This window comes from Sphingomonas radicis, from assembly GCF_051400635.1.
Classification (GTDB): Bacteria; Pseudomonadota; Alphaproteobacteria; order Sphingomonadales; family Sphingomonadaceae; genus Sphingomonas.
On record NZ_JBLFFG010000002.1, the window covers coordinates 688,991 to 713,934 of the forward strand.

General features: G+C 66.5%; 24 protein-coding genes and 1 tRNA gene. 9 read left to right on the top strand and 16 right to left on the bottom strand.

The features are described from left to right. Positions 1–22: 22 nt before the first annotated feature. Complete coding sequence (gene parC, locus ACMGDH_RS10165) at positions 23–2,275, bottom strand: DNA topoisomerase IV subunit A (protein WP_436827822.1); 2,253 nt, start codon at positions 2,273–2,275, stop codon at positions 23–25. 324 nt (positions 2,276–2,599) lie between these two features. Continuing rightward, positions 2,600–4,522, bottom strand: a complete 1,923-nt coding sequence (locus tag ACMGDH_RS10170; protein ID WP_436827823.1) for an acyltransferase family protein — start codon at positions 4,520–4,522, stop codon at positions 2,600–2,602. Positions 4,523–4,973: 451 nt separating this feature from the next. Between ACMGDH_RS10170 and ACMGDH_RS10175 the strand changes: the two genes are divergently transcribed. Then, on the top strand, positions 4,974–6,092 hold the full coding sequence (locus tag ACMGDH_RS10175; protein ID WP_436828241.1) for a DUF47 family protein: 1,119 nt from the start codon (positions 4,974–4,976) through the stop codon (positions 6,090–6,092). A gap of 8 nt (positions 6,093–6,100) precedes the next feature. Further along, entirely contained in the window at positions 6,101–7,114 is a 1,014-nt protein-coding gene (locus ACMGDH_RS10180; RefSeq protein ID WP_436827824.1) for an inorganic phosphate transporter, read from the top strand. 7 nt (positions 7,115–7,121) lie between these two features. Here ACMGDH_RS10180 and ACMGDH_RS10185 read toward each other — a convergent pair whose 3' ends face one another. Both ACMGDH_RS10185 and gcvA read right to left on the bottom strand, forming a co-directional pair. Further along, positions 7,122–7,469, bottom strand: coding sequence for a hypothetical protein (locus ACMGDH_RS10185; RefSeq protein WP_436827825.1), 348 nt, complete (start codon positions 7,467–7,469; stop codon positions 7,122–7,124). 61 nt (positions 7,470–7,530) lie between these two features. Next, positions 7,531–8,427, bottom strand: coding sequence for a transcriptional regulator GcvA (gcvA, locus tag ACMGDH_RS10190; RefSeq protein WP_436827826.1), 897 nt, complete (start codon positions 8,425–8,427; stop codon positions 7,531–7,533). A gap of 104 nt (positions 8,428–8,531) precedes the next feature. On the opposite strand from gcvA, the gene ACMGDH_RS10195 reads away from it, so the two are divergent. The 4 genes from ACMGDH_RS10195 to purQ all read left to right on the top strand — a co-directional run bounded on the left by ACMGDH_RS10195 (position 8,532) and on the right by purQ (position 10,632). Continuing rightward, a complete protein-coding gene (locus ACMGDH_RS10195) occupies positions 8,532–8,753 on the top strand; it encodes a hypothetical protein (protein WP_436827827.1) in 222 nt (73 codons plus the stop codon). Between the two features lie 151 nt (positions 8,754–8,904). Continuing rightward, positions 8,905–9,684 carry a phosphoribosylaminoimidazolesuccinocarboxamide synthase gene (gene purC, locus ACMGDH_RS10200; protein ID WP_436827828.1) on the top strand — a complete coding sequence of 260 codons (780 nt, stop codon included), beginning with the start codon at positions 8,905–8,907 and terminating at the stop codon, positions 9,682–9,684. Positions 9,685–9,739: 55 nt separating this feature from the next. Next, on the top strand, positions 9,740–9,970 hold the full coding sequence (purS, locus tag ACMGDH_RS10205) for a phosphoribosylformylglycinamidine synthase subunit PurS (RefSeq protein ID WP_436827829.1): 231 nt from the start codon (positions 9,740–9,742) through the stop codon (positions 9,968–9,970). Beyond that, entirely contained in the window at positions 9,967–10,632 is a 666-nt protein-coding gene (purQ, locus tag ACMGDH_RS10210; RefSeq protein ID WP_436827830.1) for a phosphoribosylformylglycinamidine synthase subunit PurQ, read from the top strand. Before purS ends, purQ begins: the two co-directional genes overlap by 4 nt. Before the next feature lie 231 nt (positions 10,633–10,863). On the opposite strand, the gene rnk is transcribed toward purQ, so the two are convergent. The 4 genes from rnk to ACMGDH_RS10230 all read right to left on the bottom strand — a co-directional run bounded on the left by rnk (position 10,864) and on the right by ACMGDH_RS10230 (position 13,663). Then, on the bottom strand, positions 10,864–11,268 hold the full coding sequence (gene rnk / locus ACMGDH_RS10215) for a nucleoside diphosphate kinase regulator (protein WP_436827831.1): 405 nt from the start codon (positions 11,266–11,268) through the stop codon (positions 10,864–10,866). A gap of 430 nt (positions 11,269–11,698) precedes the next feature. Further along, positions 11,699–12,526 carry an alpha/beta hydrolase gene (locus ACMGDH_RS10220; protein ID WP_436827832.1) on the bottom strand — a complete coding sequence of 276 codons (828 nt, stop codon included), beginning with the start codon at positions 12,524–12,526 and terminating at the stop codon, positions 11,699–11,701. Positions 12,527–12,599: 73 nt separating this feature from the next. Further along, positions 12,600–12,905: a hypothetical protein gene (locus ACMGDH_RS10225; protein ID WP_436827833.1), complete on the bottom strand. Its 306-nt coding sequence runs from the start codon at positions 12,903–12,905 to the stop codon at positions 12,600–12,602. An 11-nt stretch (positions 12,906–12,916) separates the two neighbouring features. Beyond that, complete coding sequence (locus ACMGDH_RS10230; protein WP_436827834.1) at positions 12,917–13,663, bottom strand: queuosine precursor transporter; 747 nt, start codon at positions 13,661–13,663, stop codon at positions 12,917–12,919. 59 nt (positions 13,664–13,722) lie between these two features. Here ACMGDH_RS10230 and ACMGDH_RS10235 point away from each other — a divergent pair. After that, positions 13,723–13,799: transfer RNA gene (locus ACMGDH_RS10235), tRNA-Arg, on the top strand. Positions 13,800–13,808: 9 nt separating this feature from the next. On the opposite strand, the gene ACMGDH_RS10240 is transcribed toward ACMGDH_RS10235, so the two are convergent. Next, positions 13,809–15,377, bottom strand: coding sequence for a sulfatase (locus tag ACMGDH_RS10240; protein ID WP_436827835.1), 1,569 nt, complete (start codon positions 15,375–15,377; stop codon positions 13,809–13,811). Between the two features lie 105 nt (positions 15,378–15,482). Between ACMGDH_RS10240 and ACMGDH_RS10245 the strand changes: the two genes are divergently transcribed. After that, the gene (locus tag ACMGDH_RS10245) at positions 15,483–16,547 is read left to right on the top strand and encodes a glycoside hydrolase family 43 protein (RefSeq protein WP_436827836.1); all 1,065 of its coding nucleotides are present in this window, start codon (positions 15,483–15,485) and stop codon (positions 16,545–16,547) included. A gap of 181 nt (positions 16,548–16,728) precedes the next feature. On the opposite strand, the gene ACMGDH_RS10250 is transcribed toward ACMGDH_RS10245, so the two are convergent. The 4 genes from ACMGDH_RS10250 to ACMGDH_RS10265 all read right to left on the bottom strand — a co-directional run bounded on the left by ACMGDH_RS10250 (position 16,729) and on the right by ACMGDH_RS10265 (position 19,246). After that, positions 16,729–17,469, bottom strand: a complete 741-nt coding sequence (locus ACMGDH_RS10250; protein WP_436827837.1) for a FadR/GntR family transcriptional regulator — start codon at positions 17,467–17,469, stop codon at positions 16,729–16,731. A gap of 121 nt (positions 17,470–17,590) precedes the next feature. Further along, on the bottom strand, positions 17,591–18,385 hold the full coding sequence (locus ACMGDH_RS10255) for a transporter (RefSeq protein ID WP_436827838.1): 795 nt from the start codon (positions 18,383–18,385) through the stop codon (positions 17,591–17,593). Next, the gene (locus tag ACMGDH_RS10260) at positions 18,385–18,741 is read right to left on the bottom strand and encodes a DUF1622 domain-containing protein (protein WP_436827839.1); all 357 of its coding nucleotides are present in this window, start codon (positions 18,739–18,741) and stop codon (positions 18,385–18,387) included. Before ACMGDH_RS10260 ends, ACMGDH_RS10255 begins: the two co-directional genes overlap by 1 nt. 262 nt (positions 18,742–19,003) lie before the next feature. Then, on the bottom strand, positions 19,004–19,246 hold the full coding sequence (locus ACMGDH_RS10265; RefSeq protein WP_436827840.1) for a hypothetical protein: 243 nt from the start codon (positions 19,244–19,246) through the stop codon (positions 19,004–19,006). A gap of 160 nt (positions 19,247–19,406) precedes the next feature. Between ACMGDH_RS10265 and ACMGDH_RS10270 the strand changes: the two genes are divergently transcribed. Next, entirely contained in the window at positions 19,407–20,390 is a 984-nt protein-coding gene (locus ACMGDH_RS10270) for an alpha/beta hydrolase (protein ID WP_436827841.1), read from the top strand. Between the two features lies 1 nt (position 20,391). On the opposite strand, the gene asnB is transcribed toward ACMGDH_RS10270, so the two are convergent. From asnB to ACMGDH_RS10285, 3 genes are read right to left on the bottom strand one after another with little or no spacing between them, the layout of a single operon-like run. Further along, the gene (gene asnB / locus ACMGDH_RS10275) at positions 20,392–22,194 is read right to left on the bottom strand and encodes an asparagine synthase (glutamine-hydrolyzing) (RefSeq protein ID WP_436827842.1); all 1,803 of its coding nucleotides are present in this window, start codon (positions 22,192–22,194) and stop codon (positions 20,392–20,394) included. A gap of 1 nt (position 22,195) precedes the next feature. Next, on the bottom strand, positions 22,196–23,416 hold the full coding sequence (locus tag ACMGDH_RS10280) for a pyridoxal-dependent decarboxylase, exosortase A system-associated (RefSeq protein ID WP_436827843.1): 1,221 nt from the start codon (positions 23,414–23,416) through the stop codon (positions 22,196–22,198). Further along, positions 23,413–24,927 carry an acyl-CoA ligase (AMP-forming), exosortase A system-associated gene (locus ACMGDH_RS10285; protein WP_436827844.1) on the bottom strand — a complete coding sequence of 505 codons (1,515 nt, stop codon included), beginning with the start codon at positions 24,925–24,927 and terminating at the stop codon, positions 23,413–23,415. The genes ACMGDH_RS10280 and ACMGDH_RS10285 overlap by 4 nt, the downstream gene beginning before the upstream one ends. Positions 24,928–24,944: the final 17 nt, after the last annotated feature.

Sequence of the window (24,944 nt, forward strand, 5' to 3'; positions counted from 1 at the left end):
CTGACCAATGCTCCGCCGCCGATCAGAACCGGTTGTCGCGCGGGAACCCTGTCGGCGGCATCCGCCCCGCCGCTCCGCGCGCCGCGCGCCAGGGCGATAGGTCGCTCTCGGTCCGCGTCCGTCCGGTCTCGCCGCCCATCGTCCAGCTGAGCCCTTCGGCCATCCGGAAGGTCTTGGCGTCCGAAAGCCCGCCGTCGCGGTAGCGCTGGAGCTGCACGCCCTGCCCGCGCGCCATTTCGGCGACTTCGGACAAGGGGAAGACCACCATCTTCCGGTTGTCCCCGATCGCCGCGACCATATCCTCGTCGGGCGCGATCGGCCGGACGATCTTGAGGTGTGCACCGGGCCGCGGCGTCACCACCTGCTTGCCCTTGCGGGTCTCGGCGATCACGTCCTCGGCCTTCACCACGAAGCCGCGCCCGTCGCTCGCCGCCACCAGCAGCTTTTCCGACGCGCTCGCCGGCAGCAGTGCGATGATCTGGCGCTCGCCCTCGAGATCGATCATCAGCCGCACCGGCTCGCCGAAGCCGCGGCCACCGGGCAGCTTGTCTCCGCCCAGCGTGTAGAACCGCCCGTTATCGGCCGCGAGCAGCAGCTTGTCGGTCGTCTGCGCGTGGAAGGCGAAGAGCGGGCCGTCGCCTTCCTTGAACTTGGCGGTGTCGGCTGAGGCTAGGTCGACATGCCCGCGCATCGCGCGGATCCAGCCGCGCTGCGACAGGATCACCGTGATCGGCTCGCGCTCGATCATCGCCTCGAGCGGAATCTCGCGCGTGGGGCCTGCCTCGCGAATGTCGGTGCGGCGCTTGCCCAGCGCAGTCTCGGGGCCGTAGCGCTCGATCATCTTCGCCAGGTCGCGCTTCATCCGCGTCCGCTGGCGCGCGTCGGACGAGAGCAGCAGCTGGAGATCCGCCTGCTCCTTCTCCAGCCCTTCCTGCTCGCGCCGCAGCTCCATCTCCTCCAGCCGCCGCAAGCTGCGCAGCCGCATGTTGAGGATCGCCTCGGCCTGGCGGTCGGTGAGTTGGAACTCGGCCATCATCACCGGCTTGGGCTCGTCCTCGCCGCGGATGATCTCGATCACCCGGTCGAGGTTCAGAAAAGCGATGATGTAGCCGCCGAGCAGCTCCAGCCGGTCGGCGATCTTGTCCAGCCGGTGCTCGGAGCGCCGGCGCAGCACGACGAACTGGTGCTCGACCCAGGCGGCGAGCGCCTCCTGCAGGCTCATCACGCGCGGCGTGCGGTTCTTGTCGAGCACGTTGAGGTTGAGCGGCACGCGCACTTCGAGGTCGGAGAGGCGGAACAGGCTCTCCATCAGCGTCTCGGCGTCCACAGTGCGACTGCGCGGCTCGATCACGATGCGCACGTCGTCGGCGCTCTCGTCGCGCACGTCGCCCAGGATCGGCAGCTTCTTGTCGTTGATGAGCGCCGCGATCCCCTCGATCAGCTTGCCCTTTTGGACACCGTAGGGGATCTCCGAGACGACCAGGTGCCAGCCCCCGCCCTTCTCGACGACCTTCTCGATCCGCGCGCGGACGCGGAAGCTGCCTCGGCCGGTCGCATAGGCCTCGGCGATCACCGCGGGGCCGTCCACCACCAGCCCGCCGGTCGGGAAGTCCGGCCCCTGGACATAGTCGAGGACGTTCGCCTGCGGGTTGTCGATCAGCGCCACCGCCGCGTTCATCAGCTCGGCGGCGTTGTGGGGCGGGATCGAGGTCGCCATGCCCACCGCGATGCCCGCGGCACCGTTTGCCAGCAGGTTCGGGAACAGCCCCGGGAAGAGCTCGGGCTCCTCCTCCTCGCCGTTGTAGGTGGCACGGAAATCGACGGCATTCTCGTCGAGCCCGGCCATTAGGTCCATCGCGACCTGGGTCAGCCGCGCCTCGGTATAGCGATAGGCGGCGGCGTTATCGCCGTCGATGTTGCCGAAATTGCCCTGCCCGTCGACCAGCGGGTAGCGCAGCGCAAAGGTCTGCGCGAGGCGGACCATCGCATCATAGACCGACTGGTCCCCATGCGGGTGGTATTTGCCGATCACGTCGCCCACGACGCGCGCGCACTTCTTGTAGCCCGAAGCCGGATCGAGCCGCAGCAGCCGCATCGCCCACAGCAGCCGCCGGTGCACCGGCTTCAGCCCGTCGCGGACATCGGGCAGCGAACGCGCCGTGATCGTCGAAAGCGCATAGACGAGGTAGCGCTCGGACAATGCGCTGTCGAAGGGGACGTCGGAAGCGCCGGAGGGTTCGCTGGACGGATCGAGCGTATCGGTGTCGAGAGTCATTGGAGTACCCGGATAGCAGCGCCGCGTGCCGCGCGCCACATGGCTGGGACCCAGTCATGCGGACAGCCAACCTGAAGGTTGGCAAACATGGCATCTCCAACCTTTTGGTTGGAGCGAGAAACCGCGGAATCCTGCGGGAAATGCGCGTTTCGGGCGATGCGCTGGTTGACACTCGCTTGACACGTCCGCGGGTTTACGCGGCCGCCAGGATGACGCCGTGCGATGTACCGGTTCTGCTTCTGTTCGGTCATATCCGAACAGAAGCAGAACAAATCCTATTTTGCCAGCGGATAGTGACTGCGGCCGCTTTTGGGCCGGAGCCCGTTACGGCCGGGGAGCGGCGGCGCTCGGCAGGGCCGATGCCCCCATCGCCGCCACGGACGGCGCCGCAGTCTGGCTCGCGATATCGCGCGCCATCTGGCGGGCGACCATCACCGACCCCTGCTGGGTCAGATGGCCATAGTCGAACTGCACCGGCACGCCGGGCGCCGCCCATAGCTGGCACGTGGGCGTGCACACTGCGCGGTACATCGAGAAATAGGGCACGCCTGCGGCCTTCATCGCCGTGGCCAGCCGCGTATCGACGTTCGCGACCTGATTGTTCCGGTGGCTCTCGATCGGCTCGCCGCGATCGATCTGCATCGCCAGCAGGCGCGGCAGCGGCTGGTCATATTCCACGATCGGGCCCGACACGAGCACGCGCGGTGCCAATCGCCGCAGCGCCTCGACCGTCTCCACCACCTTGGGCACGTCGCCGTCCAGCCAGCGTGCCGAGACGATGACGATGTCCGGCCTCACCTTGGCGATATACTCGTCGAACACGTGCTGCATCAGCGTCAGGCAATGCGCCGCGCCGCGGCTCTGGAGCAGCGGCTTGCACCCCGAAGCCGTGGCCTGGAGCACCTGCATGTTCGGCAGCGCTTCCTTCAGCCCGTAATAGAGATGCGCGGCATGGCTGTCGCCAACGATCAGCACGCGCGGCTTGTCTCCGCTCACCGCCAGGCATTCCTCCGGGCGATAATCGGCGAAGCTGTGCTTGGTGGTGAGGAAGCAGGTGCCGGTTCGCATCATCGCGGTGCGGCCGGTCCGCTCGCCATAGGCGAGGACGCCGCGCGCCTGGGCCGATATCGGGTAGAGATAGGCGTTGACCGACGCGAGCGCGAGCACTGCGGCGGCGCAGCCCGCCATCGCCGCGGTGCCGCGCACCACGACCGCGCGCGAGCTCAGCTTGAACGGCCGCCGGAACGGCTGTTCGATGAACTTCCACGAGATCGTCGCGGCGACGATCGAAGCGATCAGCAGCCCCGCCCGCTCGAAATTGTCGAGCCGGCTGTCGAGGTGCCGATAGAAGACGATGATCGGCCAGTGCCACAGGTAGAGCGAATAGGAGATCAGCCCGATGAAGCGCATCGGCCAGAGCGACAGCGCGCGCCCGGCCAGCGTCGTCCAGCCGGTGCCGCACAGCAGCACCAGCGCGGTCCCCACGCAGGGGATCAGCGCCGACGCGCCGGGGAACAGCGTCGCCTTGTTGTAGAAGAGCACCGCATAGCCGATCATCGCCAGGCCGAGCACCGCGCCGGCCTCTGCCTGCCACTGCTTGCGCGGCCCGGGGATCGCGCTGATCGCGAGCAGCGAGCCGAGCGCGAGCTCCCAGGTGCGGAAGGGGATCAGGTAGAAGGCGCCGCTCGGATCGCGCGAAACCATCCACAGCGACGCGACGAAGCTGACGATCGTCAGCCCCCAGACGATCTGGCGGCGCCGCGCTTCGGCCAGGCTGCGGGTGAAGAAGATCAGCAGCGGGAAGAAGACGTAGAACTGCTCCTCCACCGAGAGCGACCAGGTATGGAGCAGCGGATTGCTGTCCAGCCCGCCGTCGAAATAGTCGCTCTGGCTGTAGAACAGGATGTTGGAGACGAAGAAGATCGAAGCGAGGATCGACTGCGCCACCTCGGCCGCCTGATCGGCCATCAGCAGCACGCACGCCGCGGCCATGACGGCGAGATAGAGCGCGAACAGTGCCGGGAAGATGCGCTTGATCCGCCGTTTGTAGAAATCGAGCAGCGCCTCGCCCCAGCTCCCCTTTTCGCCCAGCAGCGTCTGGGTGATCAGGAAACCCGAGATGACGAAGAACACGTCGACGCCGACGAAACCGCCCGAGAACAGGCTGGTGCCGAGATGAAAGATGACGACCGGAATGACGGCTACTGTCCGCAACCCGTCTATGTCCGCGCGATACTGTCTCGCCATTCGGTGGTACGCCCCTTTGCCATACTGCGGCGCAGCAAAGGTAGCGGACGGGAATGGGCCGGATCAATGGCGGCTCGGCGCCCCATTTGCCCGGTTCACCTTGGAATGGGCGGGAGCCGGGGTGAATCGAAGAGATGCGTCCAACGCCGAAGAGCGAGTTGAACCCCAATCCTCCCCCGCCAGGGGGAGGTGGCAGGCGCAGCCTGACGGAGGGGAGGACGCACGCCGCTCACGTTCTGGCATCCGCCCCCTCTGTCGCCTTCGGCGCCACCTCCCCCTGGCGGGGGAGGATTGAGAGCTGAATGCCCCTAGGGATTCGACCGGAGCGTCTTTCGGGGCAGCCCGGATGGGCGTCCGCGCGTTCGGCAGGCACGCCGGAATAGGCGCTTGCTCAGCAGTGACACAAAATCGTAACAGTCGCGCCCCTCACGCCCGCCAGGAGTTGGTTTCCATTCGCCAGATCGCCGCCCTGCCCTATCGGACCGAAGGCAATGCGATCGATGCGCCGGTGCGGATCTTGCTGGTCACCTCGCGCGAGAGCGGGCGTTGGGTGATACCGAAAGGCAATCCCACCTCCGGCATCTCCGCCCACGCCGCCGCGGCGCTGGAGGCCGAGGAGGAAGCCGGCGTGTGCGGGCCGGTCTGCCCGACGCCGATCGGCTCCTATCGCTACCGCAAGCGCCGCCGCAACGGCGCTTCGCTGATGGTCGATGTCGACGTGTTCCCGCTGGCGGTGAACCAGGAGCTCGATCGCTGGAAGGAGCAGGGCCAGCGCGAGCGGCGCTGGTTCGCGCTCGCCGAGGCGGCCGACGCGGTCGAGGAACCCGATCTGCGCGACCTGATCCGATCGTTCGGGCCGCGCGAGTTCAAGGCTGCGACCCGGCGCGAGGGGCTCTTCGCCGCGGTCGCCCAGAAATCGAAGGTAAGTCACATGTTCGCATGGTTTCAGCGGCTGCTGCCCAAATCGGGCAATTTCTTCGAGATGTTCGAAGCGCATGCCGTGACGGTGGTGGCGGGCGCCGATGCACTCGCGCGGCTGCTCCAGGACGGCAACACCGATCACATCCGCGAAGTGATCGAGCGCGAGCACGAAGCCGACGAGATCATCCGCGAGATGCTGCGCACGGTGCGCGAGACGTTCCTGACCCCGTTCGATCGCGGCGCGATCACGTCGCTGATCGGATCGATGGACGACGCGATCGACGAGATGCAGGCGGCGGTGCAGGCTATCGACCTCTATGAGGTCAAGAGCTTCGAGCAGGAAATGCGCGACATGGCGGCGATCATCGTCGATGCGGCGCGGCTGACCGCCGAGGCGATGCCGCTGCTGCGCGACGTCGCCCGCAACGGCGGCCGCCTCCACGAGCTCACCGAGCGGCTGGTGCGGATGGAGAGCCATGCCGACGAGATCCACGCCGCCGGGCTCAAGCGGGCCTATAAGGAACTGGGGCCGCACGATCCGCTCCAGTTCGCCGTCCATCGCGAGCTGTTCAAGCATCTCGAGCGCATCGTCGACGCTTTCGAAGACGTTGCCAACGAGATCGACGGCATCGTGATCGACCACGCCTGACTCTGGAAATGCACGAGCTCGCATTCCCGCTGCTGGTCGGCCTCATCATGGTCGCGCTGGCGTTCGATTTTCTCAACGGCCTGCACGACGCCGCCAATTCGATCGCTACGGTGGTGGCGACACGGCTGCTCAAGCCCGTCCACGCCGTGGCCTTCGCCGCGCTGTTCAACGGCGCCGCCTATTTCCTGACCATCGCCTTCCCGGCGCTGCACAAGGTGGCAGACACGATCGGCCAGGGGCTGATCGACAAGAACCTGGTGACGCCAGCCGTGGTGTTCGGCGCGCTGGTGGGCGCGATGTTCTGGAACGTCGTCACCTGGCTCAAGGGCATTCCCTCCTCGTCGAGCCACGCGCTGGTGGGCGGCATGATCGGATCGGGCGTCGCCCACGCCGGGATCACGGGAATCCAGTGGACCGGGCTCAACAAGACGCTGATCGCGATCGTCCTCTCACCCACGATCGGCATGATCCTGGCGATGCTGATCATGCTGGCGACGAGCTGGATTTTCCGCAGCGCCACCTCGGCGCGCGCCGAGCGGGTGTTCCGCGGGCTCCACCTCTTCTCCTCGGGTGCCTATTCGCTGAGCCACGGCCTCAACGATGCGCAGAAGACGATGGGGATCATCACCGTGCTGCTCTATTCGACCGGCTATCTGCACGGCGAGTTCGAAGTGCCGCACTGGGTTGCGGTGAGCTGCTATGTGGCGATCGCGCTCGGCACGCTCACCGGTGGGTGGAAGATCATCGAGACGATGGGTTCCAGGATCACCAAGCTCTCGCAGCACCAGGGTTTCAGCGCCTCGATGGGCGGATCGATCGTGCTGTTCACCGCCTCGTGGCTGGGCATACCGGTATCGACCACGCACACGATCACCGGCGCGGTGATCGGCGCAGGCACCGCGCGGCGGGCGTCGGCGGTGCGCTGGGGCGTGGCGGGCAATGTCGTCACCGCCTGGATCATCACCATCCCCGCCTCGGCGGCGGTGGGCGCGCTGTTCTACTGCCTGACGCTGTTGTTCTGAGCGCGGGCTAGCCCACCTTGTCCCGATCGGCATCGAGCGCGGCCTGAAGGTCGTGGAGGTCGCCCACCGGGGCTTCGCGCCGGGCGTCTTCGCCATGCGGGAAGATCGCGTCGAGGCGCTGCTTCAGCGTCTCCTCGAATTCGCTGCGATAATGGCCGCGCGAATGCGTGAGCGTCAGCTCCATGCGGATCGCATCCTTGATCCGCTGGATCGCCGCATCGTCGAGCACGCCCGCGCGCACGAGCTCGGTACACAGCTGGAGCAGGCCGACGGTGGTCGCCTGGGCGCGAAGGCCGATGAATTCCAGCGTGTTGTGGAGCTCGCGCGCCTGTTCGGTATCGGTTTTGCAATCCATCACTCTCTCCTTGCAGCCGAGCCTAAGGGAAGCGGATCGCGCGTGTCAAAGCATCGCTGCGTCAGACCCCCACCGGACGTTCGCGCCCGATCTCGGCGAGCAGCCATTCGCGGAAGCGCTTGATTTTCGGGACGTTGCGCCGCGCCTCGGGCATCACGAACCAATAAGCGAAGCCGCGGCTCGACACCTGCTCAAACGGCCGCACCAGCCGCCCGTCGGCCAGGTCGCTCTTCCAGAAGAACGGCGTGAGCATCGCCACCCCCTGACCCGCCATGGCGGCATGGCCCTCATGCGCCTGCGAATCGAGGCGGATGCCAGGGCGCGGCGGACCGTCGGGCACGTCGACCCCGGCTTCGCGCAGCCAATGCGCCCACCAGGGGTCATGCGGGCTGATCAGCGGCAGGTGCAGCAGGTCGGCGGGCGCGATCGGGCCGTAGCGCGACAGGAAGGCCGGGCTCACCATCGGCGTGAAGTCGATGTCGAGCAGCTTGTCGCAGACCATCCCGTTCCAATCGCCGCGGCCCGATCGGATGGCGCAGTCGACTTCGCCCGCCGCGAGATCGACCACGGCATCGGTCGCATCGAGCCGCACCGCCATTTCGGGATGCGCCATCTGGAAGCTGCCGAGCCGCCACGCGAGCCAGGCATTGGCGAAGGTATTCGAAGTCGAGATGACGAGCAGCTTCTCGTCGGCGGCGCGGACCTGGGCGAAGGCCGCATCGATCGCGTCGAACGCACGCGAGACCTGCGGTGCGGCGCGTTCGCCCGCCTCGGTGAGCACCACCCGGCGCTTGTCGCGGCGAAAAAGCGGTGCGCCGAGCCGCTCCTCGAGCAGCTTCACCTGATAGCTGACGGCCGCCTGGGTCATCCCCAGCTCCTCCGCGGCGCGCGTGAAATTGCCGTGACGAGCCGCGGCTTCGAACACGCGGACGGCGGAAAGCGGGGGCATGCGGCGCATGGCTTTATCATAAGCCAGTTCTATCAATCGAATCCACCGATTTGTTGGCGCCGCGCACGGCCCGGGAGCAAATACAGGCTGTCTCTCATGAAGGAGAAAGCACCATGGCGAACGATTTCGACAGCAGCATCTGGAGCGAGAACCACGGAACGGTGAGCCACGGCCTCGGCAAGTTCTTCGACAAGCTGGCCTATGCCTTCCGGCGCTTGCAGGCGATCGAATATGACGCCCCCTGGGAGCGCGAGGCAGAGCACATCCGCGACAGCCTGCCGCACCGCCACCAGCCCGCCGAACCGAGCGTCGGACGCGCAGCAACCTTCCGGTGACGCCGACGACCGCGACGGGGTGCGATCATCATCCCGAAGCGTGATTGCACCCCCGGCCCCCATCCGGTATAGGCCCAGTCCTTCCACAGCCCCGGCACCTGCGCGGCCACCCGCGCCGCCGGGGCGACGCTTTTCAGGGACACCAGCCGACATGGCACGCCGCCGGCAAATCTACGAAGGCAAGGCAAAGATCCTCTACGAGGGCCCGGAGCCCGGCACGCTGATCCAGTATTTCAAGGACGACGCGACTGCCTTCAACGCCCAGAAGAAGGGCACGATCAGCGGCAAGGGCGTGCTCAACAACCGGATCAGCGAGCATGTCTTCACGCTGCTCGCCGGCATCGGCATCCCCACCCACTTCATCCGCCGGCTCAACATGCGCGAGCAGCTGATCCGCCAGGTCGAGATCGTGCCGATCGAAGTGGTGGTGCGCAACGTCGTCGCCGGCAGCCTCGCGAAGAAGCTCGGGATCGAGGAAGGCACGCCGCTGCCGCGCACGATCGTCGAATATTACTACAAGGACGATGCGCTCGGTGATCCGATGGTCACCGACGAGCACATCCTCGCCTTCGGCTGGGCCGCGCAGGAGGAACTGCACGACATGGCCGACATGGCGATCCGCGTGAACGACTTCCTCTCAGGGCTCTTCGCCGGGATCGGCATCCGCCTGGTCGATTTCAAGCTCGAATTCGGCCGGATCTGGGACAATGACTATGCCCGCATCATCCTGGCCGACGAAATCAGCCCCGACGGCTGCCGGCTGTGGGACATGGCGACCAACGAGAAGCTCGACAAGGACCGGTTCCGCCGCGATCTGGGCGGCGAAGTCGAGGCCTATCAGGAAGTCGCGCGCCGTCTGGGCCTGTTCCCGGAAGGCGCGGATTCGGCCGTGCTCGACCTCGAAAGCCACCGCAAGCGCCGGGGCAAGTAACGCAGCTATCTTTTCCGATTGCGGGACTCGGACAGGCGGGCCATAGGCGCTGCCCATGAAGCTCCGCATCATCGTGACCCTAAAGAACGGCGTGCTCGATCCCCAGGGCAAGGCCATCCAGCACGCACTAGCCGGACTCGGCTTCGACGGCGTCGAAGACGTCCGCGCCGGCAAGATCTTCGAGCTCGACGTGGCCGACGGCACCACCGACGCCGCGATCGACGAGATGTGCCGCAAGCTGCTCGCCAACACGGTGATCGAGAACTACCGGGTGGAAAAGCAATGAAGAGCGCGGTCATCGTCTTCCCCGGCTCCAACTGCGACCGCGACATCGCGGTGGCGCTCGAGGACGTGACCGGCACCAGGCCGCACATGGTGTGGCACGGCGAAAGCGAACTGCCCGCGGGCGTGGGGCTGATCGCCCTCCCCGGCGGCTTCTCCTATGGTGATTATCTGCGCTGCGGCGCGATCGCGGCGCGTTCGCCGGTGGTGAAGGCGGTGGTCGAGGCGGCCGAGCGCGGGGTGCCAGTGATCGGCATCTGCAACGGCTTCCAGGTGCTCACCGAAACCGGGCTGCTCCCCGGCGCGCTGATGCGCAACTCGGGGCTCAATTTCGTCTGCCGCAACGTCGATCTGACGGTGGACAACAGCCAGTCGATCTTCACCAGCGCGTACGACACGGGCGAGACGATCACGATCCCCGTGGCGCACCACGACGGCAATTATTTCGCCGACGCCGAGACACTCGACCGGCTCGAGGGCGAAGGCCGCGTCGCGTTCCGCTATGCCGACGACGTCAACGGATCGGCGCGCAACATCGCCGGCGTGATCAACAAGGCAGGCAACGTGCTGGGCATGATGCCGCACCCCGAGCGCCGTATCGAAGCCGCCCACGGCGGCACCGACGGCCGCCGCCTGTTCGAGGGACTGCTCGAAGCGGTAGCTTGAGGAGGGCCGCCGACGGCTTTCGCTCCACAGGTAGACATCTCGCTGAGATGCAAACACCCCCGCTCGCCCTGAGCCTGTCGAAGGGCGCATCCCAACCGTCCACGCTCGCGGATGGCCGCCCTTCGACAGGCTCAGGGCGAGCGGCGATGGTTCAACTTGACGAGGGCAGACCCTAGTCGGAGCTGGATGAGGGGCTCACCCTCGATAGCGTGTCCCCTCGTCCAACCTCCGCTAGGCAGCAAGCTGCGGACGTTGGCGCACGTCGAGCACGGTAAGGCAGCGATCGGGCCAGAGGATGGATTGTCCGGAACGCAGGCCGATCAGCGCCGCACCGATGGGCGTGAGGATCGAGATGCGCCCTTCGGAAATATCGGCATCGCTCGGATAGACCAGCGTCACCGTGCGCGGGCTGCCGCTGCTGTCGTCGAGGAACTCGACCACCGATCCCATGGTGACCACATTCGCCGGAATATTGTCGGCGCTGCGCAGCCGGGCGCGCTCGGCCTCGCGGAGAAGCAAGGCGCTCACGGCCGGCATGCGGCGCTCGACGCTGAGCGCCAGGTCGGTGAGGATCTCCGCCTCTACGTCGATCATTTCGATGGGAGGCCGGCTGGCGGCCTCGTACAGGTTGTTCATGTCGTGGACTCTCAGGAAATCGCGGTCTTTTCGCCGACGAGCCGATCGGCTCGCTTTCGATCCCCGGCCTTCCGGGACGCGCCTGAGGAAGCCCGGGGCTAGTTGCCCGCCAGGAGTTGTCCCGCATGAACGCGGTATCGCTGAGATTGCTGGCGATACGTCATGCCCAGACGATGTGCCGTTGCGCTTTGCTTGTCAAACGGAGGAGGGATTCCGGACATGGCGTCGCGTGCCGATACCCGGGGCTGGTGGTCAACTCAAATTCGGCCGCCATTGCAACCGCAGCCGCAATCTGCTCACCTCGATATGTCGGGAAAACTCATCGACGCGGTGGATGCTGAAACAAGTTCAGCATGACGGACCTTGGGAACGGCAGCTGACCGCCCCCGGCCATTCCCGTCGGATCAGTCGGTAGCGCCGCGCGCTTCTCCTAAAGCCGCGCCTCCAGCCAAGCCTTGATGTCGGCCATCACTTCCTCCTTGCCGTAATCGGCGAGCAGATCGTGGGCGTGGTCCTGATAGAGCTTGAGCGTCTTGTCGGCAGAGCCCGCGGTCTCGTGGAAGAATACGCTGCCCTCGCACACGGTCGCCTTGTCGGCGGTGCCGTGCAGGATGAGCAAAGGCAGCGTGATGGTCGGGAACTCCTCGCGGAGCCGCTCGTCGGCGCGGACCAGCGCGGCGACGGTCGCGGCAGGCTGGACCTCATCCTTGATGAGCGGATCGGCGTTGAGCTTAGCGACCCATTCGGGATCGCGCGAGAAGTCTTCGTTGTGGAGCTTGAGGACCTTGAGGTGCGGCGCGATGTGGCTGAGCCCCTTGATCGCGGCGAGCGCGAAGCCCGGCGCGGGGACTTGGAAGGCGAAGCTCTCGCAGATGAACCCGTCGACCTCGGCCTGGTGGTCGAGCACATAGGTCGCCGAGGTCACACCGCCTGCGCTGTGCCCGAGCAGGAAGAGCTTGAGCCCGGGGTGGCGCGCCTTGGCGATCGCGATCGTGCCCGCGACGTCGGCCGCATAATCGGCCACGTCCTCGACATAGAAGCGCTCACCCTGCGATCGCCCCCTGCCCCGCAAATCGAGCGCGAACACCGCATAGCCGCCCGCCAAGAGCTGCTCGGCCGCCCAGAAATACTGGCCGCCATGCGAATTGACGCCGTGGCAGATGACCACCACTGCGCGTGGTGTCCCCTCCGGTTCCCAGACGCGGTAGAAGATCTCGACGCCCTTGGCGCCGGCGAACGTAGCTTCCTCAACGGCCATGGTCTGCTCCCGAAGACTGGGGAGCAGATTGTTACACCTCGGCAACGTTGCGCAAGTGCGCGGATTGCACCCGTCAGCGTTCGCGTGCCTTTGCGTTGCGGTAGAGCCAGCCGCCAAGCAGCACGATCAGCGTCGGGCACAGCATCGTCAGCCAGAAATCGTGGAGCGAGGCACCGATCCAATTCTCGCCGCTGGCCGGGTTGAGCATGTCGTGGACTTCGTTCGCGATCTCGAGCAGCAGCAGTGCGAGCCACGGCCTCCAGCTCCAGATCACGCGGCGCAGCACGGCTGCCGCGGCGAGCAGCAGGAACATTCCGCCCAGAACGTGAAGCGTGGAGTCAGGAAGACCGGTGGTCTCGCCCACCCAGGCTTTCGCCAATTGCCAGTAGTTCACACGCGCGTCGCGAACGGAGTAAAATCAGTGCCTTCGTCGTACACGTCCACGCCCTCGCGCTGCTTCAGGAACCCGACCACGGCATAGGTGACCGGCGTGAGGAGAACTTCCCAGCCCACCTTTAGTGCCCATTGGGTGAAGAGCACGGTGATGACAAGCTCGGTCGTCCACCCCTCGGCGCCGAGGAAGGCGAGCGGGTAGAAAATCAGGCTGTCTATCCCCTGCCCCGCCACTGTCGAGCCGATCGTGCGCGTCCACAGCATCCGCCCCTTGGTCCACAGCTTCATCCGCGCGAGGACATAGCTGTTGACGAACTCGCCCGCCCAGAAGGCGCAGACCGAAGCCAGCACGATCCGCGGCACCTGGCCGAAGATCGTCTCATACGCGGCCTGGTTGCCCCAGCTCGGCGCGGGCGGCAGCGCGACCACAACCCACGACATGAAGGCCATGAACAGCACCGCGGCCGTGCCCGCCCAGATCACGCGGCGGGCGCGGGCATAGCCATAGACTTCGGTGAGCACGTCGCCGATCACATAGGAGATGGGGAAGAAGAGGATTCCCGCGCCGAACGGCCAATAGCCCAAGCCCGGCAGCCACACTTGCGCGACCTTGCCGGCGCCCAGGACGTTCGACAGCAGCAGGATGGCAACGAAAGCCGCCATGACGAAATCATAATAGCGGAAATGCCCGCCCGAGATCTCGCGCGCCGCAACCTGCGCCGGCTTCGTGTCCCCCTCGTCCATGGCAGGACTTATGATCGCGGTTCCGCCGCGGCGCAATCCGCGTTAGGGAGGCCCGGCGCGCGCCCGTAGCTCAGCTGGACAGAGCACGAGCCTTCTAAGCTTGGGGTCGCAGGTTCGAACCCTGCCGGGCGCGCCATTTCCGCCTTCACTCGACCGAGCGTTGCTTGGTGAGTTCGGTGCTAACCGGCTTGGGCTGTGCGTCGAGATAAGCGTCCAGCTCGGCACGCACTTTCGGCAGCGCGTCGGCGAGGTTGCGCGTTTCCCCCGGATCGCCCTGGAGGTCGTACAGCTCATAGACGCGGACGCCCGTGGCTTCCTGAGTCCAGCGCACCAGCCGATAGCGCGCGGTGCGGATCGCCTGGCCGATGCGCCCGGGCCGATGATAGGCGTGATAGGCGTAAGGGCGGACCGTGGCCGAAGCGTCGCGCAGCACCGGTGTAAGATCGGCGCCGTCGATCGGCTGCATCTTCGCGGGCAGCTCCAACCCGGCGAGCGCGGCGAGCGTCGGATAGACATCGACCGTCTCGGCAAGCTGGGCGGGCGAACGTCCGCCGGCTCCGGTTCCGGGGCCCGCGAAGATCAGCGGCTGGCGGACTGCCTGCTCGAAATTGGTGTGCTTGGTCCAGATGCCGTGGTCGCCGAGATGCCAACCGTGATCGCCCCACAGGACGACGATCGTGTTGTCGGCCAGTCCTTCCCGCTGGAGCGCGTCGAGCACCTTGCCGATCTGCGCATCGACATAGCTGACGCCCGCGTAATAGCCGTGGATCAGCTTGCGCTTGAGCTCCTCCGGATACTCGGCCGCAGGCACCTTTTCGGGGATGGGCTCGTAGGCATTGATCTCACCGCCGATCTTGCCGGCGAAGTCAGGCGCGCCCTGGGGCATGCGCTCGAAATCGGGCATCGGCAGCCTGGCGGGATCGTACATGTCCCAATAGCGCTTGGGCACCGAGAAAGGCAGGTGCGGGCGCGCGAAGCCCACCGCGAGGAAGAAGGGCGATGCCGAAGATTTGAGTTGTGCCAGCCGCTCGGCCGCACGCTTGGCGGTGCGCCCGTCGGCATAGGCGTCGTCCGGCACGTCCGGGCTTTCCCAGGCCGCGCCGCGCGCCAGCTTCGCCGCATATTGCCAGACGTTCCCCTCGACGGGGACTTCGTTGAACAGCGCCTCCTCGCGCGTCGGCTGGCCGCCCGTGCTCGTGGGATCGAGATATTCGATCACCCTGTCCTTGCGCGGCGGGACCGACCAGCTCGCCGCATCGTCGTGCGATCCGTGCCCGACATGGTAGACCTTGCCCATGCTCTCGGTTTCGTACCCCGCCTGCTTGAACAGCTGTGGCAAGGTGACCGCGTTGGGGATGTATTTCCGGAGATCCATGCCGAATTCGTAGATGCCCGTCGACGTCGACCGGCGGCTCGTCATCAAATTGACCCGGCTGGGCGCGCAGACGGCCTGATTGGCATAGGCATGCTCGAATCGCGTGCCGCGCGCCGCGAGGCGATCGATATTGGGGCTGATCGCGACGGGATCGCCGAACGAACCTAGCGTGGGTTTCAGATCGTCGATCAGGATGAGCAGGATGTTGGGGCGCTGCACCGGCGCCACCGCCGGCGCCGGTGCAGCGGAAGCGACGGATGGTGCCGACGCGAGCTCGCTGCTCTGCGTGCATCCCGCGATCGCCGTTGCCATCATCAGGCCCAGTGCACGCTTTGCCATGCGGGGAAATTTCATCATCGAGCTCTCGGCCCTCTATTCTTACCCGTAATTCCATATATGATATTTATCATATCTCAAATATTTCAGCACGGGGAGCGGAGACGAATGGGATCAGCAGCAAACCCTTGGATCGCAGCGTGTGTGCCGCTTGCGCTCGCCGCAGCGACTGCCGCCTGCGCCCAGACCCGCGGCAACCAAGCGCGACCAGCAAGCCCCGCCGCCGCCACCTTCACCAATCCCGTGCTCCCCTCTGGCCCCGATCCCTGGGTGATCCATGATCGGGATAGCTATTACTACACGCACACGCTGGGAGACCGGATTACGCTATGGCGCACCCGGGACATCACCAATCTGGCCCGTGCCGAGCAGCGCGTGGTCTGGACACCTCCCACCGCCGGGCCCAACGCGCATTCGATCTGGGCGCCGGAACTCCATCGCATCGGCGGCAAATGGTACATCTATTATTCGGCAACCGCCTCCGGTCATGAGGACGACGCGCATCGCGGGGTGTTCGTGCTCGAGAATGCCTCGCGCGATCCGATGCAGGGCGAGTGGGTGGACCGCGGCCGAGTGAACACCCGGCGCGCAGGGATCGACGGCACCGTGTTCGAGCATGGCGGCATTCTGTATTTCGCCTATTCGCCCTACATCGGCCCGGTGAGCGGCATCGCGATCGCGCGAATGAAGAATCCCTGGACGATCACCGGCGATGAGGTCGTGATCGCCGAGCCCGACAAGGATTGGGAGAACCAGGGCGGTCGGCGCATCCTGGAAGGTCCGGAGTTTCTGAAGGGGCCATCCGGGCAGATCTACATGACCTATTCGGCAGGTGCCTGCTGGTCGGACAACTATTCGCTCGGGCTTCTGCACGCGCGGCCGGGCGCCGACCTTCTCTCGCGCGACAGCTGGACCAAGAGCCCGCAGCCGGTGCTTTCGAGCGCCAACGGCATCTTCGCGACAGGCCACAACGGCTTCTTCCGCTCGCCGGACGGCCGCGAGCAATGGATCGTGTACCACGCCAACCCGGCAGCAGGGATGGGCTGCACGGCCAAGCGCGCGCCGCATCTCGGCAGGATCGACTGGACCGCCGATGGCGAGCCGCGCTTCCCGCAGCCGGCCGGCCCGGACGTGCGGCTTCGCAAGCCATCCGGTACGCCCAATGCCCGCTGATCCAAAGCCCATGTCCGGCCGCGGGACACCCGCTGAGCAAATCCGTACCGCAGGGTGGCCACCGACCTGGTGTGAACCGGGTGGCCAGGAAGACCATGTCATCCGCGACGCTATCGAACAGCACCGTTTCGAGCAGATCTGCGCCCGTGAGCTGCTGGGCGACATCGACTAGCCGACGGGTTCAATCCTTGTCGGCGCCCTCGGCTTCATCGATCAGATCGAGCACGTCGCCGATCAGATCGCGCATCGCCACCCGCGCGCTTTCCGGGTCGCGGGCCTCGATCGCGTCGCGCACCGTGGCATGATCCGCGACATTTGCGGTGCGCCCCTTGATGCGATTGGTGAAGCGGATCGAGGTCCTGAGCGCCGTCGCCACCATGTCGCGGAACTGCGCATAGAAGGGATTGCGCGAGGCGTGGAGGATCGCGACGTGGAAAGCGATATCCGCATCCAGCGTATCGTCGAGCCCGCGCTCGGCAGCTGCCATACGTTCCAGCCCCTCCCCGATCCGCTTGCGATCTTCGGGCGTGGCGAAGCGTGCCGCGAGCGCCGCCGCCTCCGGCTCGATCGCGACGCGGAGCTGGTTGAACTGCTTGAGCAGATCGACCGAGAACTGCCGTTCGAGCAGCCAGCGAAGCACGTCGGTGTCGAACAGGTTCCAGGAGGCAGTCGGCTGGACGATCGTTCCCTGGCGCGGCCTTGCGCTCAGCAAACCCTTGGCAGTGAGCATCTTCACGGCCTCGCGCGTCACCGAGCGGCTCACGCCGTGCTGCTTGGCGAGCTCGGCTTCGGTCGGGAATGCCTCCTGGTCATATCGGCCAGTAACAATCGCTCGGCCGAGACTGTCGAGCAGGCCGTACGTGAGGTTTCGCCCCAGCTGGGGCCGGGCATCGTCTGGTGCGAGCCTTGATAAATCCGCCAAGCGTGTTTCCTTCTTCCCCCCGGAATGGTCATCCAGACTAGCGTCATGCCGCACCGAACGCTAGATAGGACCAATTAATCGGATAATACCGGGATGGCCGAAGTATTCGCCATTTTACGCGTCAGAAGCGGACGCCCACCCGCGCTTCGACCTTCCAGTCATAGGGGGCGTGCTCTTCCGCAATGAGCCCGACGCCGCCCTCGACCGAGACGACGATCTTGTCCCACTCCTTGCCCACCTCGAGGTTGAGCGGCAGGAAGAACTCGTCCCGCTCGAAATTGTAACGGATGTCGGTGCTCGGGAAGATCGAGAAATATGCGCGCCCGGGAAGTCCGATCTCCAGATTCGGTGCGAACTGGAGCTCGCTCACGTCGGCACGGTCGTCGTCCCCTGCAAAGCTGAAATCATAGCGGGCGAGGAGCTGGAAGAACGTCTCCTCCGAAACTTGCGGAAGCGACCAGCGATAGCCGGCGGTGGGCCTGAGCCGCCATTTGCCGCTGCCGAATTCCTCGCCCGCAGCGGTGGGAACGATCAGTTGCGTGCCGATGCCGAAACCCTCGCGCTCGTTCACATGGCGCACGAAGATCGCCTGGAAGAGCATGTCGCCCAGCCCGACGTCGCTGCCCGAGTCAGTGGCAGGCACTTCCTCGTCGACGATCCTGAAGGGGAGATCCATCCGAAGGTTCGCCTGCCAGCCGTCGTCGAGAGGCACGGGTGCGTTATAGCGCAGCGTGACCGTGGTATCCTCCTCGTTGAACTCGGAGCGAAGATCGATGCGCTGCAACGGCCGGGTCACGTCCGCGCCGCTCGCCGATCCGGTCGCGGTCTGCGCCTGGGCGGGCTCGGCGCCGGCAAGCAGGCAGGTGCCCAGCAACAGTCCCCAGCCGGCCGTCGACATAAGGAAGGTGTCCGGCATCAGGGTTCGTCCGCGGGCTCGACATCGGCCTCGCGAAACTCCTCGATGTCGCGACCGAGGAAGAAGCCGAGCGCCGTCCGGATAGCAGCGATCGTCGCCAGCTTGCCCACTTCATTCCAAGTGGGAGCCACCACCGTTCGGATGAGATCCGCGGCGAGCGCGAATTCTAGCGCGAGCAGGATCCATGCGGCATAGTGAAGCCAGGCGACGCGGACGGCGATCGCTACATGCGCCCGTTGCCTTATCAGCCGGGGAAGCGACGCCACGGCCTGGAGCGCACCGATGATCAGGATGACGATCATCAATGCTTCCGTGGCGGTGGCGACGATATCGGCGAACCGGTCGAACGCTTCCATGACTTCTCCCGTCGTTGCGCGGCAACTACGCACGGCCCGAAGGCCGTGGTCACGAAAGACGAATTGCCGTCCGCGACCGCCACGGCGGCGCTGGGCCGCAACGGCGAACAGCCACAAATCTGCCGGGCGCGACGCTATCGACCTATCGGGACAAACCCCCAGATCGATGCGCAGCTATTCCGATGGAAGCGGTGCGGGTTCCCGCCACCGCGGTGTCGATTCAGATGGAACGTTCATCGTTCGGAGCAGTCGCTCCGTGGGTCTATTTCCCGTCCTTACGATTGCCGCGCCAGTAAAGCAGCCCGGCAACGATTGCGGCCGAGCCGATGCCTACCACCGCGGCGCCGATGCCCAGCTCACGCGCGGTGGGAGCGCGCCGGGCCTTGGCAGCGGCGATCTCCTTGACCGCAGCGACCGTCTCGTTGTCGGCCGCATGATCGTGCGGCGGTTCCTCGATCGGAAACGGGGACTGGTTCTCGGCGGGTACAGGCGGCTGCTTGCTCATGGTCTTCCTTCTCGTGGGCCGTTGCTTCGAACGTCCGGCTAATGCGCGGGTTTCATCCGCACTTGCAAGCAGGCGAAGCGGCGCTGCACAAGGCCCCGCGATGAATCGGCTCGGCTCCCGAGGGGGTGAGGGTCGAGAACAACATGGAGAGGAGTCGCCAATGCCAATCGACCGCCGCACGCTGATCGGAGGCACGATCGGCCTCGCCATGGCTTCGGCCGCGCGTGCGCAGGACAAAGGCCCCGAGCCCTATGCGCCCCGTCCCGGCGGTGTGCAGTGGCCGGCAGCCGAGCAGTTCAAGCTCTGGCCCGGGACGGCCCCGGGCGCGCCCGATCCGCTGCCGAAGAACGATTTCACGCTCAACGGCAAGCACCGCGAGCTTTGGCTGCGCGGCGTCGCGGAGCCGGTGGTGGCAGTCTATCGCCCCGCCAGGCCCGACGGGCGCGCGGTGCTCTCGATCCCCGGCGGCGGCTATGGCTTCGTATCGATGGAGAATGAGGGCATCAACGTTGCCAAGGCGCTCAACCCGCACGGCATCACTGTCTTCACGCTCGCCTACCGCTTGCCAGGTGAAGGCTGGGCCAACCGCGCGGATGTGCCGCTGCAGGATGCCCAGCGCGCGATGCGGCTGATCCGCGCGCGTGCCGCGACCTGGGGAATCGATCCCGCAAAACTCGGCATCGTCGGGTTTTCCGCCGGCGGACACTTGGGCGCGATGCTCACCGTTGGGCACGACGATCGCGTGTACGACCCAGTGGACGCCGCGGATTCGCAATCGGCGCGCCCCGCCTATTCCGGGCTGGTCTATCCGGTCGTCAGCTTCGCAGACGCGGGGATCAACAGCCGTTCGGCATCGATGCTGCTCGGCGATTCGCAGGATCCTGCGCTGCTCGCGCGCTACACGCCGCTCAAGCGCGTGACCGCGGCCACCCCGCCGATCTTCCTGCTCCACGCGATGGATGACCCGGTGGTACCGGTCCAGCAGAGCCTGGCGATGATCGATGCGTGCCGGACCACTAAAGTCCCAGTCGAAGCGCATCTGATCGAGAGCGGGGGGCATGGTTTCGGTGCGCTCTTCCTTCCGAAGGAGTCGCCCAATCACGCCTGGCTCGACATCTTCGCGCGCTGGACCGCCACGCGCTAGGTCAGCCGAACAGCCGGGCGAGGCTCCGTTCGAGGATCAGCAATTGCCACAGGGTGCGGCCGTGCTCGGCGCGGCATGCCTTGTGATCGGCAGCCAATTTCTCGATCGTGGCGGCATCGAACCAGCCGGTTGCGGCAAGCTGGTTCGAGCGCGCGAGCCCCGCCGCCCGTTCTGCCAGCGCACCACGGAACCACGCGCTCACCGGCGCCGTCGCTGCGGTATCGCGCCGGTACAACAGCTCCTTGGGCAGATAGGGCTCCATCGCCTTCTTCATCAGCCATTTGCCCTGGCCGGTGCGCGTGCGAAGCCGCGGCGGGAGCGTGGCAGCGAACTCGGCGAGCCGATGGTCGAGCAGCGGCTGGCGCATCTGCAGGCTCACTGCCATGCTCGTGCGGTCGAGCCTGGTGAGGATATCGCCCGGAAGCGCGTGGCGAATATCGGCATATTGGGCACGGTCGAGCCCGCCGCGCGCCGGTGCCTCCCGCATCGCATCGACATAGCGCTGTTCCGCCCGATGCCCCGCGAGCGCGTGGCGTGCGGCGCTTGTGTAGAGTTGCGTGCGCAACTCGGGTGCCGTGACGCTCACTGCCCGGGAGTAAATGTCGCCTGGCATGCCGAACAGCCGGACACGGGGCTGCTCCGGAATCAGGCCGCGGATGGATTCCCAGGCGGCGTAGCTGCGATAGCGGCGATGGCCCGCGAAAACCTGGTCGGCACCGACACCCGATAGTGCCACCGTCATTCCTTCGCGCGCGAACTCGCACACACGATAGGCAGCGAGCGCAGAGGCGTCGCCGAAAGGCTCGTCGAACGCGGCGACGAGCGTGTCTATCAGCGTAAAGTCTTCGGCGATCAGCGTGCGCGAGCGATGCGCGGTCGCGAAGCGCTCTGCGACCAGTCGCGCACCTTCGCGCTCGTCATCCTCGAAACCGATCGAGCATGTCTTGATCGCAACCTTGCTCATTTCCGCCATCAAAGCGATCACAGCGCTGTCGTCGACTTCGTCCGAGAGCAAGGCCCCCAGCGGCACTCCGGCAATCGCCCGCGAGCGCACGGCATCGCGCATCCGATCGACCAGCTCGGCCTTCAGATCGCGGCGGCGTCTCGTCGCGCGTTTCGAGAAGTCGATGTCCCACCATCGGCTGGGGCCCGGCACCGGGCGGCCCCGCTCGACCAGCAGGAAATGCGCGGCCGGAAGCTTCTTCACCCCGGCGACGATGGAGGCGTCGTCGGGAACGTAACCGAGCCCGAGGAAGTCCTCTACCGCACGAAAGTCGGGCGCCCGGCGAAACAACGGATGCGCCAGCAATCCCTTGAGCTCGGAAGCGAAGGCGATGGCGCCGTCGGAGAGTTGGGCATAGTGGAGCGGCTTCACGCCGAACCGGTCGCGGGCGAGGAACAGGCTCTGGCGCTCCGCATCGTGGAGCGCAAAAGCGAACGCGCCATCGAGGCGATCGAGCATCGCCGGTCCCCAGGCGCGCCAGCTGTGGAGAAGCACTTCGGTGTCACTTTCGGTAGCAAAGCGCTGCCCCTTGCGCTCCAGCTCGGCACGGATTTCGCGGAAATTATGGATTTCGCCGTCGAAGACGACGACGAGCGACTGGTCGGAGTTGGCCATCGGCTGCGCGCCGCCGTCGCGGTCGACGATTGCGAGCCGGCGATGACCGAGCCCCACGCCGGGCGCCGTCCACACGCCCGAACCGTCAGGGCCGCGGTGCGCCATGGCGTCGCGCATCGCAGCCACCCGCGCGGGATCCACCGGCTTCGCTATGGCGGGGTAATAGAGCCCCGCGATACCCCCCATCTTAGTGTCCGCCGGGCGCGGCGACGAGCAGCTCGCGCGCAGGCGGATGACCGAGGAATGCGGACGGGCTGGCGCTGGCGCCATAAGCTCCCGACGCGAAGATCGCGATCACGTCGCCCACATCGGCATGCGGGAGAGCCACGCGATCGGCCAGACGGTCGAGAGGCGTGCAGAGCGGGCCGACGATGCTCACCACTTCCTCGGGCGCGTCCTGCATCCGGTGTGCGACTGCGACCGGATAGTTGCGACGCACCACGGTGCCGAAATTGCCGGTCGCCGCCAGATGGTGGTTGAGGCCACCGTCGACGATCAGGAAGGTCTCGCCCTGGCTCTGTTTGCGATCGACGATGCGGGCGAGATAGACCCCCGCCTCCCCGACCAGCCAGCGGCCGAGCTCGATCGCGAAGGCAGAGCCGGCGAGCGCGGCCGGGAGCGTCGCCATCGCCTCGCCCAGCGCGGCGCCGATCGCCTCGACGTCCACCGGCGTATCGCCCGGGAAATAGGGGATGCCGAGACCGCCCCCCAGATTGACCAGCGGTGGCGCCGCTCCGCAGGCCACCGCGAGCCGCGCGGCAAGATCGATCGTGGCGGCCTGGGTGGCAACGATTGCGTCGGTGTCGAGCGATTGCGACCCGGCGAAGATGTGCAGACCCCGCCAGTCGCCCCCCTGCTCGCGGATCAGGTCCACGAGCGCGGGCACATGCGCGCTCTCGATCCCGAAGGGCGACGCGCGCCCGCCCATCTTCATCCCCGATCCGCGCAGCCCGAAATCGGGGTTCACCCGCACTGCGAGCCGCGGCCGGATGCCGATCGCCTTGGCGATTGCGAGCGCGCGCTGGCCCTCGGCGATCGATTCCAGGTTGAGCGTCGCGCCCGCGCGGATCGCCGCCTCTATCTCGGCATCGCGTTTTCCGGGCCCGGCGAAGCTGATCGCGGATGCCGCCATGACGCCAAGCGCACGATCGAGCTCGCCGGCCGAGGCAACATCCATCCCGTCCACCAGCGGCGCGATTGCAGCCAGCAGCGGCGGGAACGGATTGGCCTTGATTGCATAATGGACCGCGACATGCTGCGGCAGTGCCGCACGAAGCCTTGCCAGCCGTGCCGCCACCACGCTGAAGTCATAGACATAGGCGGGGGTCGCCTCGCCTATCCACGGTAGCGTATCGAGCCCCGCGAACTCGGGCGGGATCGGGCCGAAGGGCTTGGGCTGGAGGGTCATTCGCCCGCTTCTTTCCCGTTTATTTCCGCCCTGAGCGCGCTTCGATCCAGCTTGCCATTCGCGTTGCGCGGCAGCACCTCGCGCCAATCATAGCGCGCGGGCTGCATGAAGCTCGGCAGCTCGCGGCGCAGCCGCTCGCGCAACTCGGATTCCCTGGCAGGATCGCCGCGCGCGATCACTACGATCGCCTGCCCGAGCCGCTCGTCGGCAACCCCGAAAGCCGCCGCCTCCGCCACCTCGCCGCCCGCGAGCACGGCGTCCTCGATCTCGGTCGGGCTGATCCGGTTGCCGGTGCTCTTGATCATCTCGTCGTCACGGCCGACGAAGCGCAGCAGCCCGTCCGCGCCTTCGACCACCGTATCTCCGGACCACACTGCCATACCCTTGCTAGTGGCAAAGGAAGGCGCCGGACGGAAGCGCTGCGCGGTGCGATCGACGTCGTGCCAATAGCCTTGGGCGACGAGCGGTCCGGCATGAACCAGCTCGCCGGGCTCCTCCGGCCCGGCGCGGCTGCCATCGGGGCGCACCACCATCACTTCGGCGAAGGGAATCGCCCGACCGATCGAATCCGGATGCGCGTCGACCAGCGCCGGATCGAGATAAGTCGAGCGGAACGCCTCGGTGAGCCCGTACATCGGATAGAGATCCGCCTGGGGGAAGCGTTCGCGCAGCGCGCGCACCAGCCGGGGCGTGAGCGCACCGCCCGAATTGGTGAGCCGCCGCAGCCGCGCGGCCGTCTCGGCGGGCCAATCGGCTTCGAGCAGCTGCACCCAGAGCGGCGGGACGCCTGCGAGGCTGTTCGCGCCGAAGCGCTCGACTGCCTTCACCACGTCACGTGCGATCAGATAATCGAGCGGCACGATCCGCGCACCGGCAGCCCAAGTGGAGAAGAGCTGGTTCTGCCCATAATCGAAGCTGAGCGGGAGAACGCCCAGCATACGATCCTCAGGTTCGATCTCAAGATAATGCGCCACGCTTATGGCTCCGAGCCATAAATTGGCGTGGCTCAGCATCACGCCCTTGGGCCGGCCGGTCGAGCCCGAGGTGTAGAGGATCGCGGCGAGCGTGTCCGGTTCGGCAGCCGAAGGCGGCATGGCATCGGCCGATGCAAACTCCTCCTCGGCGGCAACACGGCAGTCCGCCGGGACATCGCCGGATTCGAGCGCGGCGGTGCGCATGGCCTGGGTCACCAGCAGCCGGGCGCCGCTGTCGGCCAGGATGTGCGCCACCTGCGCGCGCTTGAGCACAGGGTTGATCGGCACATGCACCAGCCCGGCGCGCGGCGCCGCGAGCGGCATCAGGCAGGCGGTGCGTGTCTTGGGCAACCAGGTCGCGACGCGCTCGCCGGGCGCAAAGCCCAGCCGTGCCAGCGCGTGCGCGAGCCTGCCCACTTCCAGCTCGAGCGCGGCATAGTCGAGCGTACCCGCCTTGTCCTCGAACGCCACGGCGCCGGGCGCGCCGCACAACGGCAGCGTATCGAGCGGACGGGGTACGGGATCGAGCGCGATCATCGCCTACCCATATACTT

Excerpts from the sequence above, each read along its gene's own strand:
- ACMGDH_RS10260 (WP_436827839.1), bottom strand. The coding sequence starts at position 18,741 with ATGGAAGCGTTCGACCGGTTCGCCGATATCGTCGCCACCGCCACGGAA.
- ACMGDH_RS10180 (WP_436827824.1), top strand. The coding sequence starts at position 6,101 with ATGCACGAGCTCGCATTCCCGCTGCTGGTCGGCCTCATCATGGTCGCG.
- parC (WP_436827822.1), bottom strand. The coding sequence starts at position 2,275 with ATGACTCTCGACACCGATACGCTCGATCCGTCCAGCGAACCCTCCGGC.
- ACMGDH_RS10245 (WP_436827836.1), top strand. The coding sequence starts at position 15,483 with ATGGGATCAGCAGCAAACCCTTGGATCGCAGCGTGTGTGCCGCTTGCG.
- ACMGDH_RS10270 (WP_436827841.1), top strand. The coding sequence starts at position 19,407 with ATGCCAATCGACCGCCGCACGCTGATCGGAGGCACGATCGGCCTCGCC.
- purQ (WP_436827830.1), top strand. The coding sequence starts at position 9,967 with ATGAAGAGCGCGGTCATCGTCTTCCCCGGCTCCAACTGCGACCGCGAC.
- ACMGDH_RS10285 (WP_436827844.1), bottom strand. The coding sequence starts at position 24,927 with ATGATCGCGCTCGATCCCGTACCCCGTCCGCTCGATACGCTGCCGTTG.
- ACMGDH_RS10195 (WP_436827827.1), top strand. The coding sequence starts at position 8,532 with ATGGCGAACGATTTCGACAGCAGCATCTGGAGCGAGAACCACGGAACG.
- ACMGDH_RS10185 (WP_436827825.1), bottom strand. The coding sequence starts at position 7,469 with ATGGATTGCAAAACCGATACCGAACAGGCGCGCGAGCTCCACAACACG.
- ACMGDH_RS10280 (WP_436827843.1), bottom strand. The coding sequence starts at position 23,416 with ATGACCCTCCAGCCCAAGCCCTTCGGCCCGATCCCGCCCGAGTTCGCG.
- gcvA (WP_436827826.1), bottom strand. The coding sequence starts at position 8,427 with ATGCGCCGCATGCCCCCGCTTTCCGCCGTCCGCGTGTTCGAAGCCGCG.
- ACMGDH_RS10240 (WP_436827835.1), bottom strand. The coding sequence starts at position 15,377 with ATGGCAAAGCGTGCACTGGGCCTGATGATGGCAACGGCGATCGCGGGA.
- ACMGDH_RS10230 (WP_436827834.1), bottom strand. The coding sequence starts at position 13,663 with ATGGACGAGGGGGACACGAAGCCGGCGCAGGTTGCGGCGCGCGAGATC.
- asnB (WP_436827842.1), bottom strand. The coding sequence starts at position 22,194 with ATGGGGGGTATCGCGGGGCTCTATTACCCCGCCATAGCGAAGCCGGTG.
- ACMGDH_RS10255 (WP_436827838.1), bottom strand. The coding sequence starts at position 18,385 with ATGCCGGACACCTTCCTTATGTCGACGGCCGGCTGGGGACTGTTGCTG.
- purC (WP_436827828.1), top strand. The coding sequence starts at position 8,905 with ATGGCACGCCGCCGGCAAATCTACGAAGGCAAGGCAAAGATCCTCTAC.
- ACMGDH_RS10170 (WP_436827823.1), bottom strand. The coding sequence starts at position 4,522 with ATGGCGAGACAGTATCGCGCGGACATAGACGGGTTGCGGACAGTAGCC.
- ACMGDH_RS10265 (WP_436827840.1), bottom strand. The coding sequence starts at position 19,246 with ATGAGCAAGCAGCCGCCTGTACCCGCCGAGAACCAGTCCCCGTTTCCG.
- ACMGDH_RS10220 (WP_436827832.1), bottom strand. The coding sequence starts at position 12,526 with ATGGCCGTTGAGGAAGCTACGTTCGCCGGCGCCAAGGGCGTCGAGATC.
- rnk (WP_436827831.1), bottom strand. The coding sequence starts at position 11,268 with ATGAACAACCTGTACGAGGCCGCCAGCCGGCCTCCCATCGAAATGATC.
- purS (WP_436827829.1), top strand. The coding sequence starts at position 9,740 with ATGAAGCTCCGCATCATCGTGACCCTAAAGAACGGCGTGCTCGATCCC.